The following is a 12,643-nucleotide window of genomic DNA, read 5'->3' on the forward strand; positions in this document are numbered from 1 at the left end:
GTATGAATGTTCTGGCCACGACAGGACTATCTGATAAGGCCCCTGCCAGATATAGCAGTTTTCCTCAAGCTCCCACCATCGGTGCCGATATCTCTGTTTTATGGTAAGAGGAAAGACTATGACGACCATTCAGACATCAACCCACCCTATTCAAAGCAATAACAGTGGAGGGAGTGCTTCCAGTGGCAACGATATTGCAGCCCAAATCAGCCGCATTACGGAGCAAATCACCAAACTGACTCAACAGCTAAAAGAGCTGCCAGAGAGTGCCGGCAGCCCGGAAGAGAAGAAAAAACAACAGGAGCTCATCCAGGCACAGCTTAAAGTGCTGCAGACACAGCTTGCGCAGTTATTACGCCAGCAGGCAGAAGAGGCTCAGAAGAAACAGGATCAGAAGCAGGGCAAGGTGGAAGGGGTAAACAACCCATCAGATCAAAATCAGATCGATATCTACATCTAATCCTCTGCAGCATTAAACAGTGGGTCGCGTATACGGGCTTCGGTTAATCTTTGCGCCTGAATACGCACCACTTCCCAGATAGCCTGCGCCGCCCCCGAAAGAGAACGATTTTTTCGCCGAACCAGCATCAGCTTGCGCTCGATAGCCGGTACGAGACGCTTCACGGTCAGTCGGCTCCCCTGTGGCAACGGAAGCGCCAGGGCGGGTAATACGCTGATCCCAATGCCTGCCTCCACCATAGGAAACAGCGTGGCCGGGTGACCGATTTCCTGCACGATGGTTGCCTTTACCCCCTGAGTCACCAGCGCTGAGTCAATCAACGGACGGCTGCCCGATGCATAATCCTGCAAGACCAGATTCGCTCCCTGCAGCGACTGCCAGCTAACATGGGGTAACATTGCCAACGGATCGTCGTCCCGACAGAGCAGCAAAAACGGCTCGGAAAGAACGATCTCACACTCCAGATCACTGACCTGACCAGGATCGATGACAATACCAAAATCCACATCGCCCTGGCGGATGCTCTCCAGCACCCACTGTTGCGGCCTGTCGTGCAGCACAAAATCGATATCCGGATAGCGTTGATTACCCTCAGCAATACACTGCGGAATAAGATGCGCCGAAATCGTCTGGCTCGCCGCCACCCGCACGGTGCCCGAAAGCTGCTGTCCCAGTCGCCCGACATCCCTGAGCGTACTGTTCAGTTCATCCAGTAACCGCTCCAGTCGCAGGGCCAGCTGCTGTCCGGCTTCGGTTAATACCACTTCACGCGTGGTCCGGTCGAGTAATCGGACGCCTGTCTGGATCTCAAGCTCTTTCACACTGTGGCTGACCGCTGACTGGCTCAGGCCAATGATCTCCCCTGCCCGGCTGAAGCTGCGGGCATGGGCCACGGTGACAAAAACGCGAAGCTGGCGGAGTGAATAATTCATCTGTTTAATTCATGAATGGATGCAATAAATCAATTTTATTTCTCAAAGGGAACAAAGCACAATAGCGACATCTGTTTTCAGGAGTCATTATGAAACTATTTCGTATTCTTGATCCGTTTACACTTACCCTGGTCGTCACCGTGTTACTGGCCTCCTTCTTCCCCGCGCGCGGCGGCTTTGTACCGTTTTTTGAAGGGCTAACCACGGCGGCCATCGCACTGCTGTTCTTTATGCACGGCGCCAAACTCTCCCGCGAAGCCATTATCGCAGGCGGAAGCCACTGGCGACTGCACCTGTGGGTCATGTGCAGCACCTTTATTTTGTTCCCGATACTCGGCGTGCTGTTTGCGTGGTGGGCACCGGTCAATGTTGACCCGGCGCTCTATACCGGTTTCCTGTATCTCTGTATTTTGCCAGCCACCGTCCAGTCCGCCATTGCCTTTACTTCGCTGGCTGGCGGCAACGTCGCGGCTGCTGTCTGCTCGGCATCGGCATCCAGCCTGTTAGGGATTTTCGTCTCACCGTTGCTGGTTGGCCTGCTGATGAATATGCACGGTGCAGAAGGTAACCTGGAGCAAGTCGGGAAAATCTGTCTGCAGCTACTGCTGCCATTTGTCCTTGGCCATCTTTCTCGTCCGTGGACGGGGGCGTTTGTGGCGAAGCACAAGAAATGGATCTCAAAAACCGACCAGACGTCGATCCTGCTGGTGGTTTACTCCGCCTTCAGCGAAGCCGTGGTGAATGGTATCTGGCATAAGGTGGGCGCCGGCTCGCTGCTGTTTATCGTGGTGGTCAGTATCGTCCTGCTGACGATTGTCATTGCGGTAAATGTCTTTGTGGCACGCAAGTGCGGCTTCAGCAAAGCAGATGAAATCACTATTGTGTTCTGCGGATCGAAGAAAAGTCTGGCAAACGGCATCCCGATGGCCAACATTCTGTTCCCGACCTCGGTGATTGGGATGATGGTGCTGCCGCTGATGATTTTCCATCAGATCCAGCTGATGGTCTGTGCGGTACTGGCGCGTCGTTACAAACGTCAGACGGAAAAGCTGGCGCAGGAAGAGACCCGCGCCGCGAAGGCTTAAGGACGTTTCAGGGGCTGAACCAGCTGGGTCAGCCCCTCGGTTTTAATCAGTAGCGTGATAGCCATCAGCTCGCCCAGGCGTCCGGCAGGGAATTCATCCTTCCGGGCAAACCACAGCAGATACTCTTCCGGCAAATCAATCAGCCTGCGGCCCTTATATTTACCGAACGGCATTTCCGTATTGGCGATCTCGACGAGCTGCTCTTTCTCCACGTTACTCTCCTAACAGGCGCAGCATTTCTGCTTCATCGATAACCTCAATGCCGAGCTCCTGCGCTTTGGCCAGCTTTGAACCAGCGGCTTCACCGGCAATCACCAGGTCGGTTTTCTTCGACACGCTGCCCGCCACTTTTGCCCCCAGCGCCACCAGACGCGCTTTCGCATCATCACGTGACAGCTGGCTGAGACTACCGGTTAGCACCACCGTTTTACCCGCGAACGGGCTGTCGATCTCTTCGGCGTTGACAACGACCGGCGCAGGCCATTTGATGCCCTGTTCCAGCAGTTTGCCGATGACGTCGCGGTTGCTCTCTTCGGCAAAGAAGTTAAAGACGTGCGTGGCCACCACAATGCCTACATCCGGCACTTTTTGCAGCTCCTCAATGCTCGCTTTCTCCAGCGCGTCCAGCGTACCAAAGTACGCCGCCAGACCTGCAGCGGTGGCTTCACCGACCTCACGAATACCAAGCGCATAGAGGAAACGGGCAAACGTGGTCTCTTTGGCGGCTTCCAGCGCATTCACCACGTTCTGAGCCGACTTCGGTCCCATGCGGTCAAGGCCGGTCAGCTTACCTGCCGTCAGTTTAAAGAGATCCGCAGGCGTGTGGACGTACTCTTTCTCAACCAGCTGATCGATAATTTTGTCGCCCATGCCGTCAACGTCCATCGCCCGTCGGGAGACGAAGTGCTTGAGTGACTCTTTACGCTGCGCGCCACAGATTAATCCCCCAGTGCAACGGGCCACCGCTTCACCTTCCACACGCTCCACGTCTGAGCCACACACCGGGCAATGTGTCGGGAACTCAATGGCGCGCGTATCGTCAGGGCGTTCAGACTGAACCACGTTGACAACCTGCGGGATCACATCCCCCGCCCGGCGAATCACCACTTTGTCACCAATACGCAGGCCAAGACGCTCAATTTCATCCGCGTTGTGCAGGGTTGCATTGCTCACCAGCACACCGGCCACATGCACCGGCTCCAGACGTGCAACGGGCGTGATGGCTCCCGTACGGCCCACCTGGAACTCCACATCGCGGACAAAGGTCATCTGCTCCTGGGCCGGGAACTTAAACGCCACAGCCCAGCGCGGTGCTCGTGCCACAAAGCCTAGCTGTTCCTGCAGCGCAAGCGAGTTCACCTTGATAACCACACCATCGATATCAAAACCGAGGGTCGGACGGTCTTCTTCAACCTTGTGATAGAACGCAAGCACCGCCTCCGGTGAGTCGCAAAGCTGCACGCGATTGCTGACCGGCAAGCCCCACGCTTTAAACTGCAGTAAACGTCCGAGGTGGGTATCCGGCAGCGCCCCTCCCTCCAGAATACCGACGCCATAGCAGAAGAAAGTAAGTGGTCGCTTCGCGGTAATACGCGGGTCCAGCTGGCGCAAAGAGCCTGCCGCCGCATTGCGCGGGTTAGCAAACACCTTCCCACCGGTGCGACGTGCCTCTTCGTTAATTTTTTCGAAGCCCGCCTGCGGGAGGAACACTTCACCGCGGACTTCCAGACGAGCTGGAATATTGTCGCCATGCAGCTTCAGCGGGATCGCACGGATAGTACGCACGTTGGTGGTGATGTCTTCGCCGGTAGTGCCATCACCACGCGTTGCGGCACGGACCAGCACGCCGTTCTCGTAGAGGATACTGACGGCCAGGCCATCCAGCTTCAGCTCACAGCACCATGTCAGGGCGTCGCTGCTTTTGAGCCGATCCTGCAAACGCTTGTTAAAGGCGAGGAAGCTCTCTTCATCGAAGACGTTATCCAGAGAGAGCATCGGCACTTCATGACGTACCTGACTGAACGCACCTAGCGGTTCAGCGCCGACACGCTGGGTTGGCGAGTCTGGAGTGATCAACTCCGGGTGTTGCGTCTCTAAATCGCGCAGTTCACGCATCAGGCGATCGTACTCCGCATCCGGCACTTCCGGTGCGTCCATAACATGATAAAGATATTCATGATGGCGAAGCGTGGTTCGCAGTTCAGTGATTTGTTGTTCGATTGAGTCCATATCGCACCATCAATGAGAAAAAACCCCCGACAGGCGGGGGTTGAGGAGGAGTTGAAGATAACGCGTCGGTTACGCGTTGGCTTCCTTAACTTCGCGGATGCGGTCCTGATACTCGCGCAGTTTCTGCGGCGTCATCATGCGACGCTGATCGTCGAGCACCACACCACCCACTTCGTCAGCGATGTGCTGAGCGGACTGCAGCATCAGCTTAAAGTTTTGCAGTTCGTCACCGTAAGACGGAACCTGCATAAAGATTGTTACCCCCGGCGTCACGAAATCCCCCGTCATTTCAGGGTCGAAGGTGCCAGGGTTGACCATATTGGCCAGGCTAAACAGCGCCGGGCCGCTACCGTCCGGGCTCAGGTGACGATGGAAGATATTCATATCGCCAAACTTGAAGCCGGCCTGTTGAATACTGTTAAGCAGTACGTCACCGTTCAGATGGCTGCCGTGATGGGCGGCCACGTTCATGATGATCACCGCTTCTTTGCGCTGCGGTTTTTCAACAACCGGTTCTGGCTCTGCAACCGGTTCTGGCTCCACGCGCGGTGCCGGAGCTGGCTGTGGCGCAGGCTGCACATGAACAGGCTGTTGTGGCGCTTGCTGTACCGGCTGAGCAGGCTGTTGTTGCGCAGGTTGCTGCGGAACAGGCTGCTGCACGGGTTGTTGTGGAACCGGCTGCGGCGCTGCTGGCTGCTGTTGGACAGGCTGCTGCGGCGGCTGACGCACCGGCTCTTCCACTGGCTGCGGCGCCTGCTGGCGAGGCTGTGCAGAAGCATACGGCGGTTGATACTGGTGCTGCGCAGTGCGGGGGGCTTCATGCTCCCCATGAGCCGCGCCGGGCGCAGTATTGACCCGATGAACACGAACTTCACCCACGCCGTCGTCGTCGCTTCCATCGATGTCATATTCACTGTCATCGTCGTCACGACTGGACTTCATGCGCTTCAGTGGGCGATCGCGAAACATAGAAGAACGCTCTTTACGGCTGGTCCAGAAACCATGTACCAGTAAAGCGATTATGGCGATCGCGCCAACAATGATTAATATCAGACGCAAATCCTGCATCATTATATTCTCTGTTGTTCTAACACCTTGCCACCACGGCAAACATTTACTCACTAAGAGTATTTGCCGTTTACGTCAAGTGCAAGTGTGTGCAGAGCATTCACAGCATAAAGATGAACTAAATCGTGCTTTTTGCTGTTTTTTCGAACATTTCCGAACTGGTCATTGGTCCGTAACTGGATAATATAGGCGGGCAATTCCACTGGTTGTGAAAAAAGGAGTACAGCCTGGTTATGGTTTCAACATCTTCTTCTCCCCCACGCAGCGGCGTCTGGTATTTTTCTCAGGGCTGGAAACTGGTCTCCCTACCGGGTATTCGACGTTTCGTCATTCTGCCCTTGCTGATCAACATTGTTCTCATGGGCGGCGCCTTCTGGTGGCTTTTCACGAAGCTTGAAAGCTGGGTCCCGGCCATGATGAGCTATGTACCTGACTGGCTGCAGTGGCTGAGCTATCTGCTGTGGCCACTCGCGGTGATTTCTGTGCTGTTGGTGTTCGGCTATTTCTTCTCAACGATTGCCAACTGGATTGCGGCGCCGTTTAACGGACTGCTGGCGGAACAGCTGGAAGCGCGTCTGACCGGTGCCACACCACCGGACACAGGCATAATAGGGATCATGAAAGATATTCCGCGCATCATGAAGCGCGAATGGCAGAAATTCGCCTGGTACCTTCCCCGTGCGATTGTACTGCTTCTCCTTTATCTGGTGCCCGGTATCGGCCAGACGGTTGCCCCCGTGCTGTGGTTCCTGTTCAGCGCCTGGATGCTGGCGATTCAGTACTGCGACTACCCGTTTGATAATCACAAGGTACCTTTTAAAGAGATGCGCACCGCGCTGCGCACGCAGAAAGTGGCCAATATGCAGTTTGGCGCGCTCACCAGCCTGTTCACATTGATCCCCTTCCTCAATCTTTTCATCATGCCCGTTGCGGTTTGCGGCGCAACGGCAATGTGGGTGGACTGCTACCGTGCTAAGCACGCGTTATGGAAGTAATGCAAAAATGTGTAAAAGAGGGGTGGCTTATGCCGCCCCTTATTCCATACTGATCCCCATTATTTCCTTGCAGTATATAGATATGCGAATTCCTTACTTCCCCCTACCTGCTTAGCAGGTATGCTGGGTCGGTATCCCAATTTCATACAGTTAAGGACAGGCCATGAGTAAGATTTATGAAGACAACTCGCTGACTATCGGTCATACGCCCCTGGTTCGACTGAACCGTATCGGTAATGGACGCATTCTGGCGAAGGTCGAATCACGCAACCCGAGCTTTAGCGTAAAATGCCGTATCGGTGCAAATATGATTTGGGATGCCGAAAAACGTGGCGTGCTCAAGCCTGGCGTTGAGCTGGTTGAGCCTACCAGCGGCAACACTGGCATCGCACTGGCCTATGTCGCTGCGGCGCGTGGCTATAAACTGACGCTGACCATGCCTGAAACCATGAGCATCGAGCGTCGCAAGCTGCTGAAAGCGCTGGGCGCAAACCTGGTGCTGACCGAAGGCGCGAAAGGCATGAAAGGTGCCATTCAGAAAGCCGAAGAGATTGTTGCCAGCGATCCGGCGAAATACCTGCTGCTTCAGCAGTTCAGCAACCCGGCAAACCCGGAAATCCACGAAAAAACCACCGGCCCGGAAATCTGGGAAGATACCGATGGTCAGGTTGATGTATTTATCTCTGGCGTGGGTACCGGCGGTACGCTGACCGGTGTGTCACGCTATATAAAAGGCACGAAAGGTAAAAAAGACCTGATCACCGTGGCCGTTGAACCGACCGACTCGCCGGTTATCTCTCAGGCGCTGGCGGGCGAAGAACTCAAACCAGGCCCGCACAAGATTCAGGGTATTGGCGCAGGCTTCATTCCGGGCAACCTGGATCTGAAGCTGATTGATAAAGTCGTGACGATCACGAACGAAGAAGCCATCTCGACCGCACGTCGCCTGATGGACGAAGAAGGTATCCTGGCGGGTATCTCTTCCGGTGCTGCCGTTGCGGCGGCGCTCAAACTTCAGGAAGATGAGGCCTTTACCAATAAGAATATTGTGGTTATCCTGCCTTCTTCGGGTGAGCGTTACTTAAGCACTGCACTGTTTGCCGATCTGTTTACTGAAAAAGAACTGCAACAGTAATGCCAGCATGTTAATAACGCGTAAAAAAGCACCTTTTTAGGTGCTTTTTTGTGGCCTGCTTCAAAGTTTTACCCCTCCTGGCATTGATTCACCCCGTTGGGTCTGGTATTTAAACCAGCAATTATTTTGATGCGTGAAATTAATCAGCGAACGAAATAGCCTTGCTGAATCGATTTTATGATTTGGTTCAAGTCTTGCTTTCGCTGCATAATGTTTAATGACGATCGAAACGTCAGCGCTAACAATACAGGCTAAAGTTCAGTCGCCAGGCTAGACTTTAGTTCCACAACACTAAACCTATAAGTTGGGGAAATACAATGTTCCAGCAAGAAGTTACCATTACCGCTCCGAACGGTCTGCACACCCGCCCTGCTGCTCAGTTTGTTAAAGAAGCGAAAGGCTTCACTTCTGAAATCACTGTGACTTCCAACGGCAAAAGCGCTAGCGCAAAAAGCCTGTTCAAACTGCAGACTCTGGGCCTGACTCAGGGCACCGTAGTCACCATCTCTGCTGAAGGTGAAGACGAGCAGAAAGCAGTTGAGCATCTGGTAAAACTGATGGCTGAGCTCGAGTAAGTTTCCGGGTTCTTTTAAATATCAGTCACAAGTAAGGTAGGGTTATGATTTCAGGCATTTTAGCATCCCCGGGTATCGCTTTCGGCAAAGCACTGCTGCTGAAAGAAGACGAGATCGTCATCGACCGGAAAAAAATTTCTGCCGACAAGGTTGATCAGGAAGTTGAACGTTTTCTGAGCGGTCGTGCCAAGGCATCTGCGCAACTGGAAGCGATCAAAACTAAAGCTGGCGAAACTTTCGGTGAAGAAAAAGAAGCTATCTTCGAAGGGCACATCATGCTGCTCGAAGATGAGGAGCTGGAGCAGGAAATCATAGCCCTGATTAAAGATAAAGGCATGACGGCCGACGCGGCTGCCCATGAAGTTATCGAAGGTCAGGCAACTGCCCTGGAAGAACTGGATGATGAATACCTGAAAGAACGTGCGGCCGACGTACGTGATATCGGTAAGCGCCTGCTGCGCAACATCCTGGGTCTGGCCATTATCGATCTGAGCGCGATTCAGGACGAAGTGATCCTGGTTGCCGCTGACCTGACCCCGTCTGAAACCGCACAGCTGAACCTGAACAAGGTGCTGGGTTTCATCACCGACGCCGGTGGCCGTACCTCCCACACCTCTATCATGGCACGTTCTCTGGAACTGCCTGCCATCGTGGGTACCGGTAGCGTCACCTCTCAGGTGAAAAACGACGACTATCTGATTCTGGATGCCGTAAACAACATGGTTTACGTCAACCCAACCAACGAAGAGATCGAGAAACTGCGCGCCGTTCAGGAGCAGGTTGCGACCGAGAAAGCGGAGCTCGCTAAACTGAAAGACCTGCCAGCTATTACGCTGGACGGCCATCAGGTAGAAGTGTGCGCTAACATCGGTACCGTACGCGACGTCGATGGCGCTGAGCGCAACGGCGCGGAAGGTGTGGGTCTGTATCGTACTGAATTCCTGTTCATGGACCGTGATGCCCTGCCAACTGAAGAAGAGCAGTTTGCAGCGTACAAAGCGGTGGCTGAAGCCTGCGGCTCCCAGGCCGTTATCGTCCGTACCATGGACATCGGTGGCGACAAAGAGCTGCCGTATATGAACTTCCCGAAAGAAGAGAACCCGTTCCTGGGCTGGCGTGCAGTACGTATCGCCATGGATCGTAAAGAGATCCTGCGTGACCAGGTGCGTGCGATTCTGCGTGCCTCTGCTTTCGGCAAGCTGCGCATTATGTTCCCGATGATCATCTCTGTTGAAGAAGTGCGTGCACTGAAGAAAGAGATCGAGATCTATAAACAGGAACTGCGTGACGAAGGTAAAGCATTTGACGAGTCAATTGAGATCGGCGTGATGGTGGAAACACCGGCAGCCGCGACCATTGCGCGTCATTTAGCCAAAGAAGTTGATTTCTTTAGTATCGGCACCAATGATTTAACGCAGTACACCCTGGCAGTTGACCGTGGTAATGATATGATTTCACATCTCTACCAGCCAATGTCACCGTCCGTACTGAACTTGATCAAGCAAGTTATTGATGCTTCTCATGCAGAAGGTAAATGGACTGGCATGTGTGGTGAGCTTGCAGGCGACGAACGTGCTACACTTCTGTTGCTGGGTATGGGTCTGGACGAATTCTCTATGAGCGCCATTTCCATCCCGCGCATTAAGAAGATTATCCGTAACACGAACTTCGAAGATGCGAAGGTGTTAGCAGAGCAGGCTCTTGCTCAACCGACAACGGACGAGTTAATGACGCTGGTTAACAAGTTCATTGAAGAAAAAACAATCTGCTAATCCACGAGATGCGGCCCAAATTACTGCTTAGGAGAAGATCATGGGTTTGTTCGATAAACTGAAATCTCTGGTTTCTGATGATAAGAAAGACTCCGGAACTATTGAGATTGTTGCTCCGCTCTCCGGCGAGATCGTCAACATCGAAGACGTGCCGGATGTAGTGTTTGCTGAGAAAATCGTTGGTGATGGCATTGCTATCAAACCAACTGGCAACAAAATGGTTGCTCCAGTTGACGGCACCATCGGTAAAATTTTTGAAACCAACCATGCGTTCTCTATCGAATCTGATAGCGGTATCGAACTGTTCGTTCACTTCGGTATCGACACCGTTGAACTGAAAGGCGAAGGCTTCAAACGTATCGCAGAAGAAGGCCAGCGTGTGAAAGTTGGCGACCCGGTGATTGAATTCGATCTGCCACTGCTGGAAGAAAAAGCGAAGTCTACCCTGACTCCGGTTGTTATCTCCAACATGGACGAAATCAAAGAACTGATCAAACTGTCTGGCAGCGTCACCGTGGGTGAAACCCCGGTTATCCGCATCAAGAAGTAATTCTTGCCGCACAGAAAAATGGCGCCTTCGGGCGCCATTTTTGTTTATGCGGGGAGGATAAGCTCGTCGTAACCTTTCGACTGCGTATAAATCATGACGTCAGTCACCCGATCGCCTGCCATGCGTATGGCGTCAGCAACGGTTTTTCCCCCCACAATACCGCTGACCAGTTCTGAACAGAACAGATCGCCCGTGCCTTTCAGATCCGTCTCGACACGTGGGTGCGCGCTTACGGTAACGCCCTCTTTACTCACCAGCACGACGTGAATATTCTGCGGGTCGTCGGCCACTGGCGCACTGGTTATCGCCACCCATTTCAGCGTATCGGAAAGCAGCCCCTGCGCAGCGGCGATGGCGCTCTCTGGCGTGCGGCACGGTTTACCGCTTAACACTTCCAGTTCGAATACATTGGGCGTAATGCCCTGCGCCAGCGGCAGCAGATGCTCACGATACGCCTCTGGAATATCAGGTTTAACGTACATCCCGCTGTCGATATCCCCGATCACCGGATCGACCAGCACCAGCAGGTCCGGATGCTGCACCTTGATCGCCTTCAGCCACTGCGCCAGCAGAACGATCTGGCTGGCGCTGCCCATATAGCCGGTGGTAACCGCCTTAAGCTCGCGCAGGATCTCGCGCTCTTCCAGCGCCTTCAGGTAGCCGCTGAACCACTCATCCGGGATCACTCCACCGTAAAAGGTGTCATAGTGCGGCGTGTTGCTGAACAGCACCGTCGGTACGGCGGTGACGTTCAGCCGGTGGGTGCGAATATTCGGTACCGCAATGCTGTTCCCCACGCTGCCGTACACCACCTGCGACTGTACGGCGACAATATCGGTTTGCTGCGCCCGGGTGTTATCCCGGAATAGAATCATCTCCATGACGCTTAAATCCCCGCCCCCTGCGAATAACTCTCTTCACCAAAGACGCCGGTAGACAGATAGCGATCGCCGCGGTCGCAGATAATCGCCACCACCACTGCACCAGGGTTCTCCTGCGCCACCCGCATCGCGCCTGCTACCGCGCCACCTGAACTGACCCCGCAGAAGATGCCTTCACGTACCGCCAGCTCACGCATGGTATTCTCCGCCTCGCGCTGATGAATATCCAGCACCTGATCCACCAGCTGGGCATTAAAGATGCCCGGCATATACTCTGCCGGCCAGCGGCGAATACCGGGAATGCTGCTCCCCTCTTCCGGCTGCAGACCGACAATGGTGACCGGTTTTTCCTGCTCACGCAGAAAACGCGACACGCCGGTAATGGTGCCGGTGGTGCCCATACTGGAGACAAAATGGGTGATACGTCCGTCGGTTTGTTGCCAGATTTCCGGGCCTGTGGTCGTGTAGTGGGCGTAGGGGTTATCCGGATTGTTGAACTGATCCAGCAGCTTGCCTTCACCACGATCAGCCATCGCCAGCGCTAAGTCGCGCGCCCCTTCCATCCCTTGCTCTTTGGTCACCAGTATCAGCTCGGCACCGTAGGCCCGCATCGCGGCGCGGCGCTCCTGGCTCATGTTGTCCGGCATCAGCAGCTTCATGCGGTAGCCTTTCAGCGCGGCAATCATCGCCAGCGCAATGCCGGTATTCCCGCTGGTGGCCTCAATGAGCACGTCGCCAGGCTTAATTTCACCGCGCGTTTCGGCCTGAACAATCATCGACAATGCCGCGCGGTCTTTGACCGACCCCGCCGGGTTATTGCCTTCGAGTTTGACCCAGATTTCGCTGCCGTTGTCCGGCCCCATGCGCTGGAGCTTGACCAGAGGAGTGTTGCCGATGGTGTGTTCGAGTGTATTCACGATTTTTACTCAATAAAAAAGCCGGGTGGCGCTTCGCTTACCCG

Annotated in this window: 13 protein-coding genes; 7 read left to right on the forward strand and 6 right to left on the reverse strand. The window is 54.3% G+C overall.

The window, feature by feature from the left end:
* The first annotated feature begins 118 nt into the window (after nucleotides 1-118).
* On the forward strand, nucleotides 119-460 hold the full coding sequence (locus tag EKN38_RS01600) for a FlxA-like family protein (RefSeq protein ID WP_014832825.1): 342 nt from the start codon (nucleotides 119-121) through the stop codon (nucleotides 458-460).
* On the opposite strand, the gene EKN38_RS01605 is transcribed toward EKN38_RS01600, so the two are convergent.
* Nucleotides 457-1,392, reverse strand: a complete 936-nt coding sequence (locus EKN38_RS01605) for a LysR family transcriptional regulator (RefSeq protein ID WP_014832826.1) — start codon at nucleotides 1,390-1,392, stop codon at nucleotides 457-459. The genes EKN38_RS01600 and EKN38_RS01605 overlap by 4 nt on opposite strands.
* A gap of 89 nt (nucleotides 1,393-1,481) precedes the next feature.
* Here EKN38_RS01605 and EKN38_RS01610 point away from each other — a divergent pair, with 89 nt between their 5' ends.
* Nucleotides 1,482-2,477 (forward strand): bile acid:sodium symporter family protein, encoded by a 996-nt coding sequence (locus EKN38_RS01610; protein WP_014832827.1) that lies wholly within the window; start codon nucleotides 1,482-1,484, stop codon nucleotides 2,475-2,477.
* On the opposite strand, the gene EKN38_RS01615 is transcribed toward EKN38_RS01610, so the two are convergent.
* The 3 genes from EKN38_RS01615 to zipA all read right to left on the reverse strand — a co-directional run bounded on the left by EKN38_RS01615 (nucleotide 2,474) and on the right by zipA (nucleotide 5,777).
* Nucleotides 2,474-2,689 carry a DUF3820 family protein gene (locus EKN38_RS01615; RefSeq protein WP_003861328.1) on the reverse strand — a complete coding sequence of 72 codons (216 nt, stop codon included), beginning with the start codon at nucleotides 2,687-2,689 and terminating at the stop codon, nucleotides 2,474-2,476. The genes EKN38_RS01610 and EKN38_RS01615 overlap by 4 nt on opposite strands.
* 1 nt (nucleotide 2,690) lies before the next feature.
* On the reverse strand, nucleotides 2,691-4,706 hold the full coding sequence (gene ligA / locus EKN38_RS01620) for an NAD-dependent DNA ligase LigA (protein ID WP_126521599.1): 2,016 nt from the start codon (nucleotides 4,704-4,706) through the stop codon (nucleotides 2,691-2,693).
* A gap of 69 nt (nucleotides 4,707-4,775) precedes the next feature.
* Complete coding sequence (gene zipA, locus EKN38_RS01625) at nucleotides 4,776-5,777, reverse strand: cell division protein ZipA (protein ID WP_014832829.1); 1,002 nt, start codon at nucleotides 5,775-5,777, stop codon at nucleotides 4,776-4,778.
* 230 nt (nucleotides 5,778-6,007) lie between these two features.
* Between zipA and cysZ the strand changes: the two genes are divergently transcribed.
* The 5 genes from cysZ (at nucleotide 6,008) to crr (ending at nucleotide 10,801) form a co-directional block, all read left to right on the forward strand.
* Nucleotides 6,008-6,769: a sulfate transporter CysZ gene (gene cysZ, locus EKN38_RS01630; RefSeq protein ID WP_014832830.1), complete on the forward strand. Its 762-nt coding sequence runs from the start codon at nucleotides 6,008-6,010 to the stop codon at nucleotides 6,767-6,769.
* A gap of 163 nt (nucleotides 6,770-6,932) precedes the next feature.
* Nucleotides 6,933-7,904, forward strand: coding sequence for a cysteine synthase A (gene cysK / locus EKN38_RS01635; protein WP_014832831.1), 972 nt, complete (start codon nucleotides 6,933-6,935; stop codon nucleotides 7,902-7,904).
* Between the two features lie 317 nt (nucleotides 7,905-8,221).
* Nucleotides 8,222-8,479, forward strand: a complete 258-nt coding sequence (gene ptsH / locus EKN38_RS01650; protein ID WP_000487600.1) for a phosphocarrier protein Hpr — start codon at nucleotides 8,222-8,224, stop codon at nucleotides 8,477-8,479.
* Between the two features lie 44 nt (nucleotides 8,480-8,523).
* Nucleotides 8,524-10,251 (forward strand): phosphoenolpyruvate-protein phosphotransferase PtsI, encoded by a 1,728-nt coding sequence (gene ptsI / locus EKN38_RS01655; RefSeq protein WP_014832832.1) that lies wholly within the window; start codon nucleotides 8,524-8,526, stop codon nucleotides 10,249-10,251.
* Between the two features lie 40 nt (nucleotides 10,252-10,291).
* A complete protein-coding gene (gene crr, locus EKN38_RS01660) occupies nucleotides 10,292-10,801 on the forward strand; it encodes a PTS glucose transporter subunit IIA (protein WP_003861316.1) in 510 nt (169 codons plus the stop codon).
* Nucleotides 10,802-10,845: 44 nt separating this feature from the next.
* On the opposite strand, the gene pdxK is transcribed toward crr, so the two are convergent.
* Entirely contained in the window at nucleotides 10,846-11,682 is an 837-nt protein-coding gene (pdxK, locus tag EKN38_RS01665; RefSeq protein WP_014832833.1) for a pyridoxine/pyridoxal/pyridoxamine kinase, read from the reverse strand.
* A 5-nt stretch (nucleotides 11,683-11,687) separates the two neighbouring features.
* Nucleotides 11,688-12,599 (reverse strand): cysteine synthase CysM, encoded by a 912-nt coding sequence (cysM, locus tag EKN38_RS01670; protein ID WP_014832834.1) that lies wholly within the window; start codon nucleotides 12,597-12,599, stop codon nucleotides 11,688-11,690.
* Nucleotides 12,600-12,643: the final 44 nt, after the last annotated feature.

The sequence above is a fragment of the Enterobacter sp. WCHEn045836 genome (genome assembly GCF_003965585.1).
Taxonomy (GTDB): domain Bacteria; phylum Pseudomonadota; class Gammaproteobacteria; order Enterobacterales; family Enterobacteriaceae; genus Enterobacter; species Enterobacter dissolvens.

Coding starts and splice junctions, on each gene's coding strand:
- zipA (WP_014832829.1), bottom strand. CDS start 5,777: ATGATGCAGGATTTGCGTCTGATATTAATCATTGTTGGCGCGATCGCC.
- cysZ (WP_014832830.1), top strand. CDS start 6,008: ATGGTTTCAACATCTTCTTCTCCCCCACGCAGCGGCGTCTGGTATTTT.
- ptsI (WP_014832832.1), top strand. CDS start 8,524: ATGATTTCAGGCATTTTAGCATCCCCGGGTATCGCTTTCGGCAAAGCA.
- crr (WP_003861316.1), top strand. CDS start 10,292: ATGGGTTTGTTCGATAAACTGAAATCTCTGGTTTCTGATGATAAGAAA.
- EKN38_RS01610 (WP_014832827.1), top strand. CDS start 1,482: ATGAAACTATTTCGTATTCTTGATCCGTTTACACTTACCCTGGTCGTC.
- EKN38_RS01605 (WP_014832826.1), bottom strand. CDS start 1,392: ATGAATTATTCACTCCGCCAGCTTCGCGTTTTTGTCACCGTGGCCCAT.
- ptsH (WP_000487600.1), top strand. CDS start 8,222: ATGTTCCAGCAAGAAGTTACCATTACCGCTCCGAACGGTCTGCACACC.
- EKN38_RS01600 (WP_014832825.1), top strand. CDS start 119: ATGACGACCATTCAGACATCAACCCACCCTATTCAAAGCAATAACAGT.
- cysK (WP_014832831.1), top strand. CDS start 6,933: ATGAGTAAGATTTATGAAGACAACTCGCTGACTATCGGTCATACGCCC.
- pdxK (WP_014832833.1), bottom strand. CDS start 11,682: ATGGAGATGATTCTATTCCGGGATAACACCCGGGCGCAGCAAACCGAT.
- ligA (WP_126521599.1), bottom strand. CDS start 4,706: ATGGACTCAATCGAACAACAAATCACTGAACTGCGAACCACGCTTCGC.